Raw genomic sequence first — 16,762 nt, forward strand, 5'->3', positions numbered from 1 at the left:
ACCTTTCCTTATTGCCATTTGCGGTGGTAGGCGCCCAGCGTGGTTTGCGTGCCTTCCGACAGCGAACCCAGCTCCGTCATCCAGCTCTCCTGAACGGCGAAGGCGGAAGGATTCGCTTTGCAACGATCTATAGCCTGGCGCCAGATGCGCGCGACCTGGGCGACATAGGCTGGGCTGCGCTGGCGACCTTCGATTTTCACCGAGGCGATATTGGCGGCCAGCAGCTCCGGCAGCAGCTCAAGCGTATTCAGGCTGGTAGGCTCCTCCAGCACGTGATAGCGCTGTCCGTCGACCTGATAGCGCCCTTTGCATAAGGTGGGATAGCTAGCGTTTTCATTGAGATCGTAACGATCGATCAACACCTCGTTCAGGCGCGACTCCAGCCCGGACGGCGTCTGCTGCCAGCGTACAAAGCGCGCGGGCGAGCAGGCACCGACGGTATTCGGCGATTCGCCGGTCATCCAGGAGGAAAGATAGCAGCGTCCTTCCGCCATAATGCACAGGCTGCCGAAGGCGAAAACCTCCAGCGGCACCGGGGTATTCCGCGCCAGCTGGCGCACCTGATGTATGGAAAGCACGCGCGGCAGCACCACGCGCGCGACGTCGAAATGCTGATGATAGAAGCGGATCGCTTCCAGGTTCGTAGCCGATGCCTGTACTGAGACATGGCGCTCGATATGGGGATAGCGGCTGGCCGCATATTCCAGCATCGCCAGATCGGCGATAATCAGCGCGTCGGCGCCGATGTCGGCGGCCATATCGATGGCGTTCTGCCAGCGGATAAAGCCATTGGGATGCGCGAATGTATTGATGGCGACATGCAGTTTGCGCTGATGCTGATGCACAAAGCGCGCGGCCTCTTTCAGCCGTTTATCGGTAAAGTTCAGACCGGCGAAATGACGCGCGTTCGTGTCATCTTTCAGACCGATGTAAACTGCATCCGCTCCATTTTCGATCGCTGCCTTCAGCGCGGGCAGGTTGCCCGCCGGGCAAAGGAGTTCCATGACATATCCTGTCAGCAATAAATACTTGCGCCCGAGTGTAGACAAGCTCAGCGCGAGAAATTTTGATTTAAGGCAGCGAATGGCGTATTGATCGGGTAAGTGTTGCTGAATTGTTCAACTTGATGTGTGATTTATTGATCCAGCCACCCAGGGAAAAATAGCGCTGTGGCAAAATAGTGCTTATTTGTTTTGAGGAGTGAAAACTGTGTTAAATATGCTTCGCGCTCAGTGCGTTAATCAGGGACCGCGCCTGCTGCGGCTGCCGGTGCGGTACACGCCGTTTGCGATGAAAAAAATCCTGCTACAGCAGCTATTAAATATGCAGTTTCGTCATGCGCTGGCGGAAGGTGAGTTAGACTTTCTGCAGGGGCGCTGGCTGGGCATTGAGATTCAGGACATCGCATTGCGCTGGGCCGTTACGCTGGAAAACGGCGAGCTGGCGATCGACAATCGCGATGAGGCCGACGTCTGGTTTCGCGGCAATGCCAACGATCTGCTGCTGGTCGCCGCGCGTAAAATCGACCCGGACACGCTTTTTTTCCAACGCCGCCTGGTGATCGAAGGTGATACCGAGCTGGGGCTGGAAGTGAAGAATCTGATGGATGCGATCGAGCTGGAACATATGCCAGCGCCGCTGCGCATTGGGTTAATGCAGCTGGCTGACTTTGTCGAAGCCGGCCTGAACGAGGACGCGAAATCCCCGGGAGATCGCGCAGGTGTTTCATGTTAATTCGTACCGAAATAGGGGTGGACGCCGCCGGAATAGACAGCCTGCTGCGCCGCTGCTTTCCTGGCGGGGCCGAAGCTGATCTGGTGCAACGGCTGCGTGAAGATGGCCAGTTGACGCTGGGCGTGGTAGCGACCGACGATGAAGGACAGGTATTGGGCTATGCGGCCTTCAGCCCGGTCACGTTGCAGGAGGAAGATCGCAACTGGGTAGGGCTGGCGCCGCTGGCGGTTGACGAGAGCGTCCGTCGCCAGGGCATTGGCAAACAGCTGGTTTTTGAAGGGCTCGATACGCTTAACGAATTTGGCTATGCGGCAGTCGTGGTGCTGGGCGATCCCGCCTGGTTCGGCCGTTACGGCTTTGAACCGGCGGCGCGTCACCAGCTGCGCTGCGCCTGGCCGGGCACGGAAGCGGCGTTTCAGGTCTATAAGCTGGCGGACGATGCGTTTGTCGATGTGAGCGGCGAAGTGCAATATTCAACGCACTTTAACCGTTTCTCTCGCTAAGCCACGCCAGCAGCGAGACGGGCTGGCTGGCGACCAGCCTGAGCTTTTCCTGCCGTGACAGCTGTTTAACCTGATACTCCAGGCGGGAAGCCATCGCCCGATCGCCCGCTTCGCAGGTCAGCAGCAGCTCCAGCGGGCCTTTTCCTCGCAGCGCTTTTGCGCCGGTGCCTTTCTGATGCTGTTGAAAACGGCGCGGCACATTATTGCTGATGCCGGTGTAAAGCAGGCCGGCGGCGGTGCGTACAATATAGAGCTGCCAGCGCGCAGCGGTGGTTTCACTCATGTTCATAACCCTGGTTGCGATCGGGGCATTGTAGCGGCATCCACCATCGTGCGTCATGAGCGGCCAGCATTTTATTACCGGAGAGCGGGTTGTCTGACGTTAGCGCAATAGTACGTTATTTAAAAAAGCAGCATGTGCTGTCGCTGTGTTGTCGTGATGATGATGCGCTCTGGTGCGCCAACTGTTTCTACGTTTTCAATGAGGCGCGCATGGCGTTCTGGATTATGACGGAGACGGAGACGCGGCACGGCGCGCTAATGGCGCAGCAGCCGCAGGTGGCCGGCACGATAAACGGTCAGCCTAAAACGGTAATGCTGATTAAAGGCGTACAGTATCGCGGTGAGGCGCATCGCCTTTACGGCGAACAGGAAAGTGCGGCGCGTGCCGCCTACTGCCGACGGTTTCCCGTGGCGCGCGCGGTTTCTGCGCCCGTCTGGGAGATCAGGCTGGATACGTTAAAAATGACTGATAACGCGCTGGGATTCGGCAAGAAGCTGCAATGGTTGCGGCAGAACGTCTGAGGCGCGGCGGAAAGCTGTGCGGCAAATCAGGGCCGCACAGCCGAGCGGCTTTTAGCTCATATTCAGAATGCGCAGTGATTCCTGATTAAAGGCGGGCAGATCTTCCGGCGTTCGGCTGGTCACCAGCTTATCATTATCCACCACCACTTCTTTATCATAAAAATCCGCGCCGGCGTTCTTCAGATCGACCGCAATCGCTTTTACGCAGGTCATCTTACGTCCTCGCACGCCGTTCGCGCTGATCAGCAGCTGCGGGCCGTGACAGATAGCGAAAATCGGCTTGCCGCTGGCGACAAACTCTTTGGTAAAGTTCACGAAGCGATCGTCGCCGCGCAGGCTATCCGGCGAATGGCCGCCAGGCAGCAGCAGCGCATCAAACTCCGCCGGGCTGACGTGGTCGATATCTTTATCTATTTTTACCTGAGCCTTTCCCTGCTTGCCCGTTACCGTTTTACCGGCTTCCATTTCGATGGTCACAACTTCATGGCCCGCTTTGGTATAGGCTTCTGCAGGGGAGGTAAATTCAGAGTCTTCAAATTCATCGGTAATCAGTACCGCTATTTTCTTGCTCATCTTTATCCTCCTGTATGTGTGGAACTACTGGTTAAGCCTGGTTGAGTATGCTGAAAAATCAAATCCTCACCGGCAACATCTCTGCTAATCTCAGCTTCAGCAGACTGCTGTGCCTCAGCGCAGCGCGCGTCGAAGGGGAGGGAAGATGAGTCGGATATTGTTAACCGGAGCCAGCGGTCTGGTGGGAAGCCACCTGCTGCGTATGCTGATTGCGGAGCCGCGCGTCAGTGAGATCGTTGCGCCCACGCGTCGGCCGCTGCCGCCCATGAATAAAGTGATTAATCTGGTCGAGGAAGATCTGACGGACGTATTGCGACCGCTAAAGCTGCCCATTGATATCGTGTTTTGCTGTCTTGGCACCACGCGCAAGCAGGCGGGCAGCAAAGCGGCCTTTGTGCATGTCGACTATACGCTGGTGGTGGATAGCGCCATCGCCGGGCAGCGGCTTGGCGCAAAGCATATGCTGGCGGTGAGTGCGCACGGCGCCAGCGTTCGCTCGCTGTTCTTCTACCGGCGGGTCAAAGGCGAAATGGAACGGGCGCTACGACAGCAAAACTGGCCGCGTCTTACGCTCATTCGTCCCTCGCTGCTGCTGGGCGATCGTCAGCAGCCGCGTCCGGGGGAAGATTTCCTTGCGCCGCTGTTTAAGCTGTTGCCCGGCAACTGGCGCGCGGTCGCGGCGAAAGATGTCGCCGGCGCGCTGATGCGCGAGGCGTTCTCTCCCTCGCCCAGCGACGTAAATATCATTGAATCGGCGGCTATCCCCCGACGCTCGTTAATAAAATAAGTGAATAAAAGCCAACCTGTATTCATTTCTTCGCGGCCTGCCCGAAATATTATTCACCCCTTTCCACGGTCCAGGTCGCTACGTTATTCAGGTTGCATGCGCGTCCATTATGTCGCCAATCTCGTCTTCATTAACTGGCGCGTTGACGCTGTTGTGGAACTGATTCAGCGCAGATAGTGAATCACCTGGTTGCTGCTGCCGCGCCAGACCAGCGCGGGGTCTTTCAGGGCCTGGACAAATTTACCGTCTACCAGCACATCCAGCTCGGCGACCACTTTACGCTGCGCGGCGCTTAGCGCCGCCAGCGTATAGCCGGTCCACATCCAGATATCCTTTCCTGGGCAGTCGCGGCGCACGCGGCGCACCAGCCGCAGCACATCCGGCACGTTGGCCGGATGCAGCGGGTCGCCGCCGGAAAGCGACAGCCCCTGACGCGGAATACGGCGATCGTTCAGATCGCCGATCAGCTGCTCTTCCATTTCGATGGTAAACGGCACGCCGGAGTTAAGTCGCCAGGTGCGCTGGTTATAGCAGCCGGGGCACTGATGCTCGCAGCCGGCGACAAACAGCGTACAGCGGGTGCCGGGGCCGTTTACGACATCGACCGGATAGTACTGATGTATGTTCACAGGTGTTTTACCCGCCGTTTCACCTCTTCCTGTTTCCCTGCGTTAAACGGTCGCGCGTCGGGGCTGCCGAGATAGCCGCATACCCTGCGCGTTATCGATACCCGTGCCGGATCGTGATTGCCGCAGGCGGGGCAGGTAAAGCCTTTACTGGTGCAGTCGAACTCGCCGGTAAAGCCGCATTCGTAACACTCGTCGATAGGCGTATTGGTGCCGTAATAGGGAACGCGGTCATAGCTGTAATCCCAGACATCCTCCAGCGCTTTCAGGTTGTGCTGCAAATTGGGATATTCGCCGTAACAGATAAAGCCGCCGTTGGCGATAGCCGGATAAACCGCCTCGAAATCGAGCTTATCGTACGGGTTAACCTTTTTCTCTACGTCGAGGTGGAAGCTGTTGGTGTAGTAACCTTTATCGGTTACCCCTTTCACCTGACCGAACTCAGCGGCATCCAGACGGCAGAAGCGATCGCAGAGGTTTTCACTGGGCGTGCTGTAGAGGCTAAAGCCGTAGCCGGTCTCCTCTTTCCACGCATCCACCGCCTCGCGCAGGCGGGTGACAATAGCGACCGCCCTGGCGCGCAGCGTGTCATCGTCATAGAGATGCGTTTCGCCGCCGCTCAGGGCGTTAATGGTTTCATGCAGGCCGATATAGCCCAGCGAGATAGAGGCGCGGCCGTGGCGGAAGATCTCCGCCACATTATCATCCGCCTTGAGCCGCACGCCGCAGGCGCCTTCCATATAAAGAATCGGTGCCACGCGCGCTTTGGTATGCTCCAGACGGGCAATGCGCGTCATCAACGCTTTTTTGGCGAGCTCTAAACGTTCATCCAGCAGCTGCCAGAAACGCGCTTCATCGCCGCGCGCCTCCAGCGCGATGCGCGGCAGGTTCAGGCTGATGACGCCGAGATTATTGCGTCCGTCATGCACCTGTTCGCCATTTTCTTCCCAGACGCCGAGGAAACTGCGGCAGCCCATCGGCGTTTTAAAGGAGCCGGTCACGCTGACCACACGGTCGTAGTTAAGAATATCGGGATACATGCGTTTGCTGGCGCACTCCAGCGCCAGCTGCTTGATGTCGTAATTAACATCGCCAGGACGGCGGTTCAGCCCTTCGCGAATGGCGAAGACCAGTTTGGGGAAAACGGCGGTTTTACGATTCTTGCCCAGCCCGGCGATGCGGTTGCGCAGAATAGATTGCTGAATCAGGCGCGCCGCCCAGCTGGTGCCGAGTCCGAAGCCAAAGGTGACGAACGGCGTCTGGCCGTTGGCGGTATGTAGCGTATTAACCTCATACTCCAGCGACTGAAAAGCGTCGAAGCACTCTTTCTCCGTGCGTTCGCGCGCGTAGCGCTCGCTTTCGGCAATCTGCCACTCCTGCGCCACCGCCAGATGTTTCTCGTAGCTGGCCTCGACAAACGGCGCCAGAATTTCATCGATGCGGTTAATGGTGGTGCCGCCATAAATGTGGCTGGCGACCTGCGCGATAATCTGCGCCGTCACGGCGGTTGCGGTAGCGATGGATTTCGGCGGCTCGATTTCCGCATTGCCCATCTTAAAGCCGTTGGTCAGCATCCCTTTCAGATCGATCAGCATGCAGTTAAACATCGGGAAGAAGGGCGCGTAGTCGAGATCGTGATAGTGGATTTCGCCGCGCTGGTGGGCACGCACCACGTCGCGCGGCAACATATACTGCTGGGCATAATGTTTCGCCACGATGCCCGCCAGCAGATCGCGCTGGGTAGGGATCACCTTGCTGTCTTTGTTGGCGTTTTCGTGCAGCAGCGCAGGGTCGCTTTGCTCCACCAGGCCGCGGATCGCTTTGCTCAGCTTGCCGCGCTGTTCGCGCGCCAGATCCCGGTCATGACGGTATTCAATATACTGGCGCGCCAGCTGAGGATAACGTCCCGCCATCAGCAGATCTTCTACCGTCTGCTGGATCTCATGAATATCCACGCGATCGCGGCTGCACATTTTTTCGCTGACCTGCTGCGCGACCGTCACGCAGTAAGCATCATCTTCAACCTGAGCGGCGCGCGCTGCAGCGCGAATAGCCTCAGCGATGCGCTGTTGATCAAAGGGTACCTGACAGCCGTCCCGTTTTACCACCGTCGTTGTCACCACCGATCTCCTTCGACGTCATTACTATATGTAGATTTGGTGGTAAATAGTAAACGCTATATATGGTGTTTTCGCCTTATTTAACCCTTCTTTTATTGATGCAGGACAAAGATCGCGGAGGGCGGCTGAAAAGTTAAACGAAGAGGGGAAAGCGGGGTGTTTTATCGCCTCCCAGGGTTGAGAAAGGAGAGAGAAAAGGCGTTGGGAAGGCTGCTCATTCACCTTTTTCCGCCTCGGCTTTCAGCAAATCCAGCGTCATCAGCAGGCCATAGCGCGCCAGACCGGGATCGTCAGGCAGCACCAGCAGCGTATCCGCCAGGGAGGCCAGCGGATCGGTGGCCGTAGTCAGCGCAATCACCGGAATATCACGGGCGCGCGCCTGTAACGCGGCGTTGCGTATAGCCGCACCCGACGGTCCAATAGCGAGCGCCAGCAAGAGCTGGTCCCTTTCCAGCATGGCGACGCTCATGCCGATCAGCGCCGCCTCCTGGCAAAGCGTAGACATCAAGCCCTGCGCCATGAGCTGATGCTGCACCTGCAGGCCGAAAATCGCCTCGCTGCCGCCGTTTGCGACGATGGTCACGCCGCGCGCCTGACCCAGCAGGCGGGCAGCCTGAGCGTAATGCGCAGGGACGTTTTGCTGTAACTGCTGGTGCAGCGCCTGTTGAACTGTCGCCAGCCGCTGCTCGCCTGCGGAAGAGGGCATGGCCGCGGCGGGAGACGACAGGTAAGGGGAATGACTGGCGGAGGCCTGGGCCAGCTTCATACGCAGCTCGCGGATATCTTCGCAGCCTACCGATTTTGCGAAGCGGGTAATGGTCGCCGGGCTGACGCCCGCATAGCTCGCCAGCTGCTCAATGGTGGCGGAGGCGGCGAAATTGACATCATCCAGTACCGCACGCGCGACGCGGCCTTCCTGCTGGCTGAGCTCATTCAGACGTTTACGAATCTGAAACAGAATATCGTTGAAATCTTCGCGCCCAATCGAGCGGGCGAAACGCTTCAGCGTTTCAGCGCTGACGCCAGCATTCACCGCTACTTTCTCCAGCGAGGAAGACATGGCGTAATCGAGATCGCCGGTAACCGCAGGCGGCACCTGACCATCCGGGTCGCCGGGATGATTGAGCGAACGCAGCTGCTGCATAAAATCATCCAGATCGCGGCAGCCGACGGAGCGGGCGAAGGCGGAAAGGGTGTCGGTGCTGACGCCAGCCCGCAGCGCCAGTTGCTCAAGGGTCGCGCTGCCGGAAAAGCGTAAATTATCCAGCACAAAGCGCGCCAGACGTGATTGCGGGCGGGGCAGCGTATTCAGGCCGTTCTCAAGTTGCCAGACAAGATCCATAACGGTTAAGGCTCCTGCAAACCGGATGGGATTATCATAACCGCCATCCTGCTGTGAAAATAATTTTCATGGCTATTTTTTCGATCTGGATCGGATTTTTAATTTAAATTTATGAAATAAAAAGATAAAAAGTTAAACAGGTAATTTTACGTCATAAATAATTGCCATGGCGATCACAGCTATGAAAATTATTTTCAAAAAATGATCTTCCTAATGTCTTATTTATCAAACAGTTAATAAATCCAGCTAAAAAACGATGACGGCGGGGTATTTACAGCGTCAATTCTCTCTGGCTTATATTTGAGCAAATCTGAACGGGAGAAACACGATGCATATTGTCCTTTGCTGTGCGGCAGGCATGTCCACCAGCATGCTGGTGTCGAAAATGAAGGCGGAAGCGGAGAAGCGTCAACTGGCGGTGCGCATCGACGCCGTACCGGTCGCGGAATTTGAACGTATTATCGATGACGCCGATATCGTGCTGTTAGGGCCGCAGGTGCAGTTTGAGGCGTCGCGCCTGACCGCCATCGCCGCGCCGCTGGGCAAACCGGTCGCCGTTATCAACATGATGGATTACGGCACGATGCGCGGCGATAAAGTGCTTGATACCGCGCTGGCCCTGATGCCGTCCTGATTACGTCGGCGTTCCGCCGACATTTTACCCATTATCGAAGCAAACGCGTCCAGGCGACGTGCGGCTTGCTGCATGCGAATTTTGGTACGGGAGGAAGGGATGGAGCTGGAAAACCTGATTATGGAACTGCTGGTTCATGCTGGCAGCGCGCGCAGTCATGCGCTTGCGGCGCTGCGTCAGGCGCGGGCCGACGATTTTGACGCGGCGGAAACGTCACAGCAGGCCGCCCGGGTGGCGATCGGCGCGGCGCACCGTCTGCAAACTGAACTGATCGGCCTGGACGAGGGCAGCGGCAAACTGCCGGTCACGCTGATCGTCGTGCATGCGCAGGATCATCTGATGAACGCGATGCTTATTCAGGATCTGGCGGCGGATATCATCGCGCTCTATCGCCGCCTCCCTTACGCAGGAGAACAGTATGCTTAAAATTGCGGTTATCGGCGGCGGCAGCAGCTATACCCCGAGTTGATGGAAGGGCTTATCCGCCACTATCAGCAGGTGCCGATCACAGAGCTGGCGCTGATGGATGTCGAAAGCGGACGGCAAAAGGTGGCCATTATCGCCGACCTGACGCGCCGTATGCTGAAACGTCACGGTATGGAGCAAGTACAGGTCAGCGTCCACTTTGAACTGGACAGCGCCATTGAAGGCGCCGCCTTTGTGCTGACGCAGCTGCGGGTCGGCCAGCTGGCGGCGCGCGCGGCGGATGAGCGGCTTGGTCTGAAATATCAGATGCTGGGCCAGGAAACGACCGGCGTTGGCGGCTTCGCTAAGGCGCTGCGCACCATTCCCGTGCTGCTGGAGGTGGCGCGTAAAGTCGAGGCGCTGGCACCCGACGCTTTTATCATCAACTTCACTAATCCTGCGGGGATCGTGACCGAAGCGGTTTCGCGCTACAGCCGGGCGAAAATCATCGGCCTGTGCAATGTGCCGGTCACCATGCACCATATGATCGCCGATATGCTGCAGGCGCCGCACGATCAGGTAAAGCTGCGCTTTGCCGGGCTGAACCATATGGTCTGGGTGCATCAGGTAATGCAGCAGGGCAGGGATGTCACCGATCAGGTGATTGAGATGCTCTGCGCCGGACATGCGCTCTCGATGAACAATATTCAGGAAGTGCCCTGGCCCGCCCATTTCCTGCGCGCGCTCAACGCGATTCCCTGCCCCTATCACCGTTACTTCTGGCAAACCCGCGCCATGCTGGCGGAAGAGATCGAAGCGGCCGCTGCAAAAGGCACGCGCGCGGAGCAGGTGATGAAAGTTGAAGAGGAGCTGTTTCGGCTTTATGCCGATCCGCAGCGCGATCGCAAGCCGGAGCAGCTTAATTTCCGCGGCGGCGCTTTCTACTCGGAGGTGGCGGTCGATCTGATCCGCAACATTCACACCAATAGCGGTCGGGAGATGGTGGTGAACTGCCGCAACAACGGTGCTATTCAGGGGCTGCCCGACGATGCCGTGGTGGAAACCAACTGCCTGATCGACGCGCTGGGCGCGCACCCGCTGGCGTTTGGCCGCCTACCGCCGGCCATGAACGGCTTGACGCAACAGGTAAAAGATTTCGAGCGCCTGACGATCGAGGCGGCGGTGCATGGCGATCGACGCAGCGCGCTGCTGGCATTGATCGCTAATCCGCTGATCGGCGACCTGAGCGTCACCGACGATCTGCTGGCGGAAGTGCTGGCGATCAACAAAGCCTGGCTGCCGCAGTTCGCGTAAGCAGGCGCAGGCTGCTAACCATCATCTCGTTCTACGGGAGGGGAAACTATGACTGGCAAGAGATCGTTGATAGAGCGTTACGTGCTGCCCGCGGCGCTTAAGGTCGCCGGGCAGAAGCATGTGTTGTCGGTGCGTGACGGCATCATACTAAATATGCCTTTTATGCTGATCGGCTCATTCTTTTTGATATTCGCTTACCTGCCGATCCCCGCCTGGGCGAGCATGATGGCGGGGCTGTTTGGCGATGCCTGGCGCGATAAGCTGCTTTATCCGGTGAAGGCGACCTACGACATCATGGCGATTATCTCCAGCTTCGGCATCGCCTATCGCCTGGCGGAGAAATACCGCACTATCGATCCGCTGACCAGCGGGGCGATGGCGCTGGTGGCCTTTATCATGACCATTCCGCAGCATACGCTGTTCGCGCCCGTAGAAGGCGCGGCGCAGCAGATCGTGGACGGCGTGATCCCGATGAACCTGGTCGGCAGTCAGGGCCTGTTCGTGGCGATTGTGATTTCGCTGATGTCGACGGAGATTTATCGTTTTATCAGCGGGCGCAATCTGGTTATCCATATGCCGGAAGGGGTGCCGCCAGCGGTCGCTAAATCTTTTCTCGCGTTGATCCCCGGCTTCTGCGTGCTGGCCGTGGTACTGCTGCTGCGCCTGGCGGTTGAGGCGTCGCCCTTTGGCGATATCAACACCATGATCAGCACCATTATCGGCATTCCGATGCATCACGTTGGCGGAACGCTGCCGGGTATGATCTTCTCGGTGATCCTGATTGGCGTGCTCTGGACGCTGGGGCTGCACGGCGACGCCATCGTGCTGGTGTTTATTCAGCCGGTCTGGCTGTCGAACATGACGGAAAACCTGGAGGCGTTCCAGCATAACCAGCCCGTTCCGCACATCATTACCCAGCAGTTCTACGATCTCTGGATTGCGCCGGGCGGCACGGGCGCGCTGCTGGGGCTGGTGATTTTTATGCTGCTGCGCAGCCGCAGCGTGCAGATGAAACAGCTGGGTAAAATCGCCGCGCCAGGCGCGCTGTTTAATATCAGCGAGCCGATGGTGTTCGGTATCCCGCTGGTAATGAACCCCTGGTTTTTCCTGCCGTTCATTCTGACGCCGGTGGTGCTGGTGCTGGTCACCTGGACGGCGATGTCGCTGGGATGGGTGGCGCCGCCTGCGGGGATCGCTTTGCCGTTCACTACGCCGATCTTCTTCAGCGGCTACCTCGCCACCGGCGGCCATATTTCCGGCAGCGTGTTGCAGGCGGTGAATCTGGGTATCTCAATGGTGATCTACTATCCCTTCTTCCGCGCCTGGGACAATTTAAAACGGCGTGAGGAGCAGGAGGCGATCAGCAGCGCTGAAAAAAACGCGGCCGAAAGCGGTCTGGTTGCTGGCGGAGAGCGTCAGGCCCGGATATAAGTCGGCAGAGGCTGCGGTAAGAAAAACGGCGCGCCGGTTGACCGACGCGCCGATAACAGAGCTAGTGGTTTTTCTTCTGGTACCACCAGACGGCTTCCCAGGGACGCAACATCATCTCGCCAGGTTCCGCTTTGGCGTCAGGGTAGTTGCTCATCAACACTTCCCAGCTGTCGCCAAAGTTTTCTTCCGGGTGCCAGCTTTGCGCTTCCCGGCTGAAGTTGGCGATCACTACCAGCGTTTCGCCTTCATACTGACGACGATAACACCACAAATAAGGATGCGACGGCAGCAGATCGAGATAGTCGCCCCACGTCAGGATTAAATAGCGCTTACGCAGCTGAATCAACTTCTGATAGGCGTAAAAAATCGAATCAGGATCGGCTATCGCCGCTTCCGCATTGATGGTTTCATAGTTGCGGCTCATGCCGATCCAGGGCGTGCCGACGGTAAAACCGGCGTTTTCGCTGGCGTCCCACTGCATCGGCGTACGGCCGTTATCACGCGATTTACTGGCGAGGATCGCCAACAGATTTTCGCTGTCGCGGCCCTGCGCGCGCAGCTCGGCGTACATATTGTGGCTTTCGATGTCGCGGTAATCGATGATACGGGTAAAGCCGGGGTTGGTCATGCCCAGCTCCTCGCCCTGGAAGATATAGGGCGTGCCCTGCATGCCGTGCAGCACCATCGCCAGCATCTTCGCCGACTGTACGCGATATTCGCCGTCATCGCCCCAGCGCGACACTACGCGCGGCTGATCGTGGTTACACCAGAACAGCGCGTTCCAGCCCCGGTTATGCATGCCTTGCTGCCAGTGGGTGAAAATTTTCTTCTGCGCCACCAGATCCAGCGGCGTTAACGTCCACTTCTGACCGTTCCAGAAATCAACCTCGACATGGTCGAAGCTGAACACCATCGACAGCTCGTCGCCCTCCAGCGAGCCATATTGCTGGCAGTGCTCCAGCGTGGCGGAAGACATTTCGCCCACCGTCACCAGCTCGCGCGGTCGGAAGACGTCGCGGCTCATTTCGCGCATATATTCATGAATGCGCGGGCCGTCGGTATAGAGACGCAGCCCGTCGCCATCGGGATCGTCAGGAAAATCCTGATGCTTGGAGACCAGGTTAACCACGTCGAGACGCAGCCCGTCGATGCCGCGATCGGCCCAGAAGTTGACGATCTGCTTCAGCTCGGCGCGGACGTTCTCGTTTTCCCAGTTCAGGTCCGCCTGCTCCGGCGCCCACAGGTGCATGTAGTACTGGTTGCTCTCTGGGTGCCAGCGCCAGGCAGAGCCGCCGAACTTCGACTTCCAGTTATTCGGCGGTTCGGTCGGCGTACCGTCGCGCCAGATATAGTAATCGCGGTACGGGCTTTCCGGGTTCAGCGACTCGTGAAACCAGTGGTGCTGTGTTGAAGAGTGGTTAAACACCATATCGAGGATAACGCGCAGCCCGCGCTTGTGCGCCTGTTCAACCAAATGGTCGAAATCGCTCATCGTGCCGTAAGCGGGATCGATGGCGGTGTAGTTCGCCACGTCGTAGCCGTTATCAACCTGCGGTGAAATATAAAAAGGCGTGAGCCAGATCGCATCGACACCCAGCAGTTTCAGGTAGTCCAGACGCTGAATCACACCGGCCAGGTCGCCTGTGCCACTACCGGTCGTATCCTGAAAACTTTTGGGATAGATTTGATAAATGACGCCGTTCTGCCACCATGGTGGAGTTTTATTCATTGCTCAATCCTGATTGCTTATTGGGGCGCAAATGCCCGCCCGTTTTATAGAAAGTGTCTTCATTTACACACTCAATAAGGTTAGCTACTCCTTGCGAATCCGAAACGTTTAACGTGACGGAATTCACTGAAAAACGCAGTTTTCCCTAACAGACGGAGCGGCGGCATCGCCGTCACAGCACGGTTTTCATTATCTTCGCTTTTTAACGCGGAGTGGGTAAATCTGTTTTGACGGATGTTGCAAAAATTTACCGTGCTCCAGGATTTGCCCCGCCGTTATCTTGTCCGCTGTAATGAAATGTGATTAATGGAATTTTTACACGGTTTCCGATCCGCCATGATAAAAGGACCTCGCCATGTCGCTGCGTCATACCGTTTTTACCTTGCCTCTGCTGTTTTCCTGTTGCTTTACCGTTTTCGCCGACCCTGTCCCGCTGCCGCTGATGCCCTGGCCGCAGCAGGTAGAGCAGCCGCCGACCGGCGGCCGGCTGGCGCTGACGCCGCAGCTTCAGCTGCATATCGTCGGCGATCTTCCTGAAGGCGCCGAGGCGCGCTGGCGTGAACGCATCGAACGTCAGACCGGCTGGACGCTGCTGCCCGATACCTCCTCCGCTGCGCCGACGCTTACCGTGCGCGTCGCCAGGCAGGTTGATGCGCTGCCGCAGCTGGAAAGCGATGAAAGCTACCGCCTGGTGGTTAACGGCACGGGCGCGACGCTCAGCGCACCCACGCGTTTCGGCGCCTTGCGCGGTATGGAAACCTTGTTGCAGCTGGTGCAGAACGACGGCGAGGGCGCTTTTATTCCTTTCGTGACCATCAACGATCGTCCGCGCTTTCCGTGGCGCGGCGTGTTGATCGACTCCGTGCGTCACTTTATTCCCATTGAAACCATTAAGCGCCAGATCGACGGCATCGCCGCCGCCCGCATGAACGTCTTTCACTGGCATTTGACGGACGATCAGGGATGGCGCTTTGCATCTTCGCACTATCCGCAGCTGCAAGAGAAGGCCAGCGATGGGCTGTTCTACACGCAGCAGCAGATGCGCGACGTGGTGCGTTACGCGGCGGATCGCGGCGTACGCGTGGTGCCGGAGCTGGATATTCCTGGCCACGCCTCCGCTATCGCCGTCGCGATGCCGGAACTGATCGCCGCGCCGGGCCCTTATCAGATGGAGCGCGGCTGGGGCGTATTTAAGCCGCTGCTCGATCCGTCGAACGAGGCGGTATATCGCGTTATCGATACGCTGGTGGGCGAGATGGCGGCGATCTTCCCCGATCCCTGGCTGCATATCGGCGGCGATGAGGTGGATGCGCAACAGTGGAACGACTCACCGCGCATTCAGCAGTTTATGCGTGAGAAAGGGCTGGCCGACAGCCATGCGCTACAGGCCTGGTTTAACCAGCGGGTCGAGAAAATTCTTGAAAAGCATCAACGGCGTATGGTCGGCTGGGATGAGATCTGGCATCCCGATCTGCCGAAGTCGATCCTGATCCAGTCCTGGCAGGGACAAGATGCGCTGGGCGGCGTGGCGAAACAGGATTATCGCGGCATTCTCTCCACCGGATTTTATCTCGATCAGCCGCAGTTCGCCTCTTATCACTACCGCAACGAGGTCTGGCCGACGGCGCTAAACGATGTCGACCGCATCAGGGTGGACGAGCGCGCCCAGAGCTGGCAGTTTACGCTGCCGCGCCTGAAGGGCAGCCCGGTAAAAGGCAGCTTTACTCTGGTGGAAGGAAAGTCGGGCTGGCGCGGGTTTATCGATTTCGCCGGCAAGTCGCGGCGTCTGGTGCAGCAGGTAACCTGGCTGTCGCCGCAGGAGGTCACTTTCAACGTCGACAGCTGGATGGGGCCGCTGCAACCGGTCGTCACGCTGCAACAGAACCAGCTGACGGGCTATTTCCGCGTGGGCAACGTCCGCTATCCGGTAACGGGAGAGCGCCTTGCCGCCACGCCGCAGGGCATTGAACCGGCGGTGCCGAACGCGACGCAGCTACAGGCCAACCTGAAGGGCGGCGAAGCGGCGCTCTGGGGAGAAAATGTCAGCGCCGGGGTGCTGGATATTAAACTGTGGCCGCGCGCTTTCGTGGTCGCCGAGCGGCTCTGGTCAGCGCAAAACGTCACGGACGAAGAGAATATGTATCAGCGGCTGGCGGCGGTCGACCGCTGGTCGGCGGTATCGGTGGGATTGCAGCAGCATACTCAGGCGTTGACCGGCATGATGCGTTTAGCCAACCGCACCGATGTCGTGCCGCTGCAAATTTTCGCGCAGGCGCTGGAGCCCGCGCACTATTACACTCGCCAGCATCTGAAATTCCAGGCGGGACACTATACGCTGGCCGAGCCGTTGAACCGGCTTGCGGACCTGTTGCCCGCCGAGAGCATGTCGGTAAGAAGGCTGACGCAGCAGGTTGACGCGTTGATCGGGAATCGCGGCAGTCAGCAGGCGGCGCAGGCGATCCGTCAGCAGCTGACGCAGTGGCGAGACAACGTGCCGCAGGTCGCGCCGTTACTCGACGCCAATTATCAGCTTAAAGCGCTGCGGCCAGTGGCGACGCAGATCGCGACGCTTAGCGATATGGGGATGACGCTGATCAATGCATGGGAAAACGGTCAGCGCATCCATGCGGAGGCGATCGGGAAGATGCGCGGTCAGCTGGACGCGGCGGCGCAAACGCAGGATGAACTGGTCATTGCGCTGGTCAGGCCGCTGGAAATACTGCTGCGCGCCGTGGCGTCAGAAAAGCGGTAAAAGCGGGA

At 58.2% G+C, this 16,762-nt stretch carries 15 protein-coding genes and 1 pseudogene; 9 read left to right on the plus strand and 7 right to left on the minus strand.

The genetic code is table 11. The features are described from left to right. Nucleotides 1–8 precede the first annotated feature (8 nt). Nucleotides 9–1,004 carry a ubiquinone anaerobic biosynthesis protein UbiU gene (ubiU, locus tag C2E16_RS02850; protein ID WP_084969939.1) on the minus strand — a complete coding sequence of 332 codons (996 nt, stop codon included), beginning with the start codon at nucleotides 1,002–1,004 and terminating at the stop codon, nucleotides 9–11. Between the two features lie 205 nt (nucleotides 1,005–1,209). On the opposite strand from ubiU, the gene ubiT reads away from it, so the two are divergent. Further along, the gene (ubiT, locus tag C2E16_RS02855; protein ID WP_038628734.1) at nucleotides 1,210–1,734 is read left to right on the plus strand and encodes a ubiquinone anaerobic biosynthesis accessory factor UbiT; all 525 of its coding nucleotides are present in this window, start codon (nucleotides 1,210–1,212) and stop codon (nucleotides 1,732–1,734) included. Next, on the plus strand, nucleotides 1,728–2,237 hold the full coding sequence (locus tag C2E16_RS02860; protein ID WP_038628732.1) for a GNAT family N-acetyltransferase: 510 nt from the start codon (nucleotides 1,728–1,730) through the stop codon (nucleotides 2,235–2,237). Before ubiT ends, C2E16_RS02860 begins: the two co-directional genes overlap by 7 nt. On the opposite strand, the gene C2E16_RS02865 is transcribed toward C2E16_RS02860, so the two are convergent. After that, nucleotides 2,218–2,520, minus strand: coding sequence for a GIY-YIG nuclease family protein (locus tag C2E16_RS02865; RefSeq protein ID WP_038628731.1), 303 nt, complete (start codon nucleotides 2,518–2,520; stop codon nucleotides 2,218–2,220). The two genes, C2E16_RS02860 and C2E16_RS02865, sit on opposite strands and share 20 nt — an antisense overlap. 89 nt (nucleotides 2,521–2,609) lie before the next feature. Here C2E16_RS02865 and C2E16_RS02870 point away from each other — a divergent pair, with 89 nt between their 5' ends. Then, a complete protein-coding gene (locus tag C2E16_RS02870; protein ID WP_038628730.1) occupies nucleotides 2,610–3,041 on the plus strand; it encodes a YhbP family protein in 432 nt (143 codons plus the stop codon). 51 nt (nucleotides 3,042–3,092) lie between these two features. On the opposite strand, the gene C2E16_RS02875 is transcribed toward C2E16_RS02870, so the two are convergent. Beyond that, nucleotides 3,093–3,614, minus strand: a complete 522-nt coding sequence (locus tag C2E16_RS02875; RefSeq protein ID WP_038628729.1) for a type 1 glutamine amidotransferase domain-containing protein — start codon at nucleotides 3,612–3,614, stop codon at nucleotides 3,093–3,095. A 145-nt stretch (nucleotides 3,615–3,759) separates the two neighbouring features. Here C2E16_RS02875 and C2E16_RS02880 point away from each other — a divergent pair, with 145 nt between their 5' ends. After that, nucleotides 3,760–4,401, plus strand: a complete 642-nt coding sequence (locus C2E16_RS02880; protein ID WP_038628728.1) for an NAD-dependent epimerase/dehydratase family protein — start codon at nucleotides 3,760–3,762, stop codon at nucleotides 4,399–4,401. A gap of 164 nt (nucleotides 4,402–4,565) precedes the next feature. On the opposite strand, the gene nrdG is transcribed toward C2E16_RS02880, so the two are convergent. From nrdG to C2E16_RS02895, 3 genes are all read right to left on the minus strand, one after another. Then, complete coding sequence (nrdG, locus tag C2E16_RS02885) at nucleotides 4,566–5,030, minus strand: anaerobic ribonucleoside-triphosphate reductase-activating protein (protein ID WP_038628727.1); 465 nt, start codon at nucleotides 5,028–5,030, stop codon at nucleotides 4,566–4,568. Further along, nucleotides 5,027–7,147, minus strand: coding sequence for an anaerobic ribonucleoside-triphosphate reductase (nrdD, locus tag C2E16_RS02890; RefSeq protein WP_084969938.1), 2,121 nt, complete (start codon nucleotides 7,145–7,147; stop codon nucleotides 5,027–5,029). The genes nrdG and nrdD overlap by 4 nt, the downstream gene beginning before the upstream one ends. Before the next feature lie 214 nt (nucleotides 7,148–7,361). Further along, nucleotides 7,362–8,489 (minus strand): MurR/RpiR family transcriptional regulator, encoded by a 1,128-nt coding sequence (locus tag C2E16_RS02895; protein ID WP_084969937.1) that lies wholly within the window; start codon nucleotides 8,487–8,489, stop codon nucleotides 7,362–7,364. A gap of 328 nt (nucleotides 8,490–8,817) precedes the next feature. Here C2E16_RS02895 and C2E16_RS02900 point away from each other — a divergent pair, with 328 nt between their 5' ends. The 4 genes and pseudogenes from C2E16_RS02900 (at nucleotide 8,818) to celB (ending at nucleotide 12,273) form a co-directional block, all read left to right on the plus strand. Then, nucleotides 8,818–9,123: a PTS sugar transporter subunit IIB gene (locus C2E16_RS02900; RefSeq protein WP_038628725.1), complete on the plus strand. Its 306-nt coding sequence runs from the start codon at nucleotides 8,818–8,820 to the stop codon at nucleotides 9,121–9,123. 72 nt (nucleotides 9,124–9,195) lie between these two features. Beyond that, a complete protein-coding gene (locus C2E16_RS02905) occupies nucleotides 9,196–9,549 on the plus strand; it encodes a PTS lactose/cellobiose transporter subunit IIA (RefSeq protein ID WP_373996380.1) in 354 nt (117 codons plus the stop codon). Then, nucleotides 9,542–10,842, plus strand: a pseudogene (locus tag C2E16_RS02910) (6-phospho-beta-glucosidase). The gene C2E16_RS02905 and the pseudogene C2E16_RS02910 overlap by 8 nt, the downstream one beginning before the upstream one ends. Nucleotides 10,843–10,890: 48 nt before the next feature. Further along, on the plus strand, nucleotides 10,891–12,273 hold the full coding sequence (celB, locus tag C2E16_RS02915; protein ID WP_084969935.1) for a PTS cellobiose transporter subunit IIC: 1,383 nt from the start codon (nucleotides 10,891–10,893) through the stop codon (nucleotides 12,271–12,273). Between the two features lie 61 nt (nucleotides 12,274–12,334). On the opposite strand, the gene treC is transcribed toward celB, so the two are convergent. Next, nucleotides 12,335–14,002, minus strand: coding sequence for an alpha,alpha-phosphotrehalase (gene treC, locus C2E16_RS02920; protein WP_038628718.1), 1,668 nt, complete (start codon nucleotides 14,000–14,002; stop codon nucleotides 12,335–12,337). Between the two features lie 355 nt (nucleotides 14,003–14,357). Between treC and C2E16_RS02925 the strand changes: the two genes are divergently transcribed. After that, entirely contained in the window at nucleotides 14,358–16,754 is a 2,397-nt protein-coding gene (locus C2E16_RS02925) for a beta-N-acetylhexosaminidase (RefSeq protein WP_038628716.1), read from the plus strand. The last annotated feature ends 8 nt before the right edge of the window (nucleotides 16,755–16,762 follow it).

Source organism: Mixta calida (assembly GCF_002953215.1).
In the GTDB taxonomy this organism is placed as follows: Bacteria; Pseudomonadota; Gammaproteobacteria; order Enterobacterales; family Enterobacteriaceae; genus Mixta; species Mixta calida.

What these genes read in the sequence shown, in the direction of transcription:
- ubiU (WP_084969939.1), bottom strand. Translation starts at nt 1,004, where the DNA reads ATGGAACTCCTTTGCCCGGCGGGCAACCTGCCCGCGCTGAAGGCAGCG.
- C2E16_RS02860 (WP_038628732.1), top strand. Translation starts at nt 1,728, where the DNA reads ATGTTAATTCGTACCGAAATAGGGGTGGACGCCGCCGGAATAGACAGC.
- C2E16_RS02865 (WP_038628731.1), bottom strand. Translation starts at nt 2,520, where the DNA reads ATGAGTGAAACCACCGCTGCGCGCTGGCAGCTCTATATTGTACGCACC.
- C2E16_RS02875 (WP_038628729.1), bottom strand. Translation starts at nt 3,614, where the DNA reads ATGAGCAAGAAAATAGCGGTACTGATTACCGATGAATTTGAAGACTCT.
- C2E16_RS02880 (WP_038628728.1), top strand. Translation starts at nt 3,760, where the DNA reads ATGAGTCGGATATTGTTAACCGGAGCCAGCGGTCTGGTGGGAAGCCAC.
- C2E16_RS02895 (WP_084969937.1), bottom strand. Translation starts at nt 8,489, where the DNA reads ATGGATCTTGTCTGGCAACTTGAGAACGGCCTGAATACGCTGCCCCGC.
- C2E16_RS02900 (WP_038628725.1), top strand. Translation starts at nt 8,818, where the DNA reads ATGCATATTGTCCTTTGCTGTGCGGCAGGCATGTCCACCAGCATGCTG.
- C2E16_RS02905 (WP_373996380.1), top strand. Translation starts at nt 9,196, where the DNA reads ATGCGAATTTTGGTACGGGAGGAAGGGATGGAGCTGGAAAACCTGATT.
- celB (WP_084969935.1), top strand. Translation starts at nt 10,891, where the DNA reads ATGACTGGCAAGAGATCGTTGATAGAGCGTTACGTGCTGCCCGCGGCG.
- treC (WP_038628718.1), bottom strand. Translation starts at nt 14,002, where the DNA reads ATGAATAAAACTCCACCATGGTGGCAGAACGGCGTCATTTATCAAATC.
- C2E16_RS02925 (WP_038628716.1), top strand. Translation starts at nt 14,358, where the DNA reads ATGTCGCTGCGTCATACCGTTTTTACCTTGCCTCTGCTGTTTTCCTGT.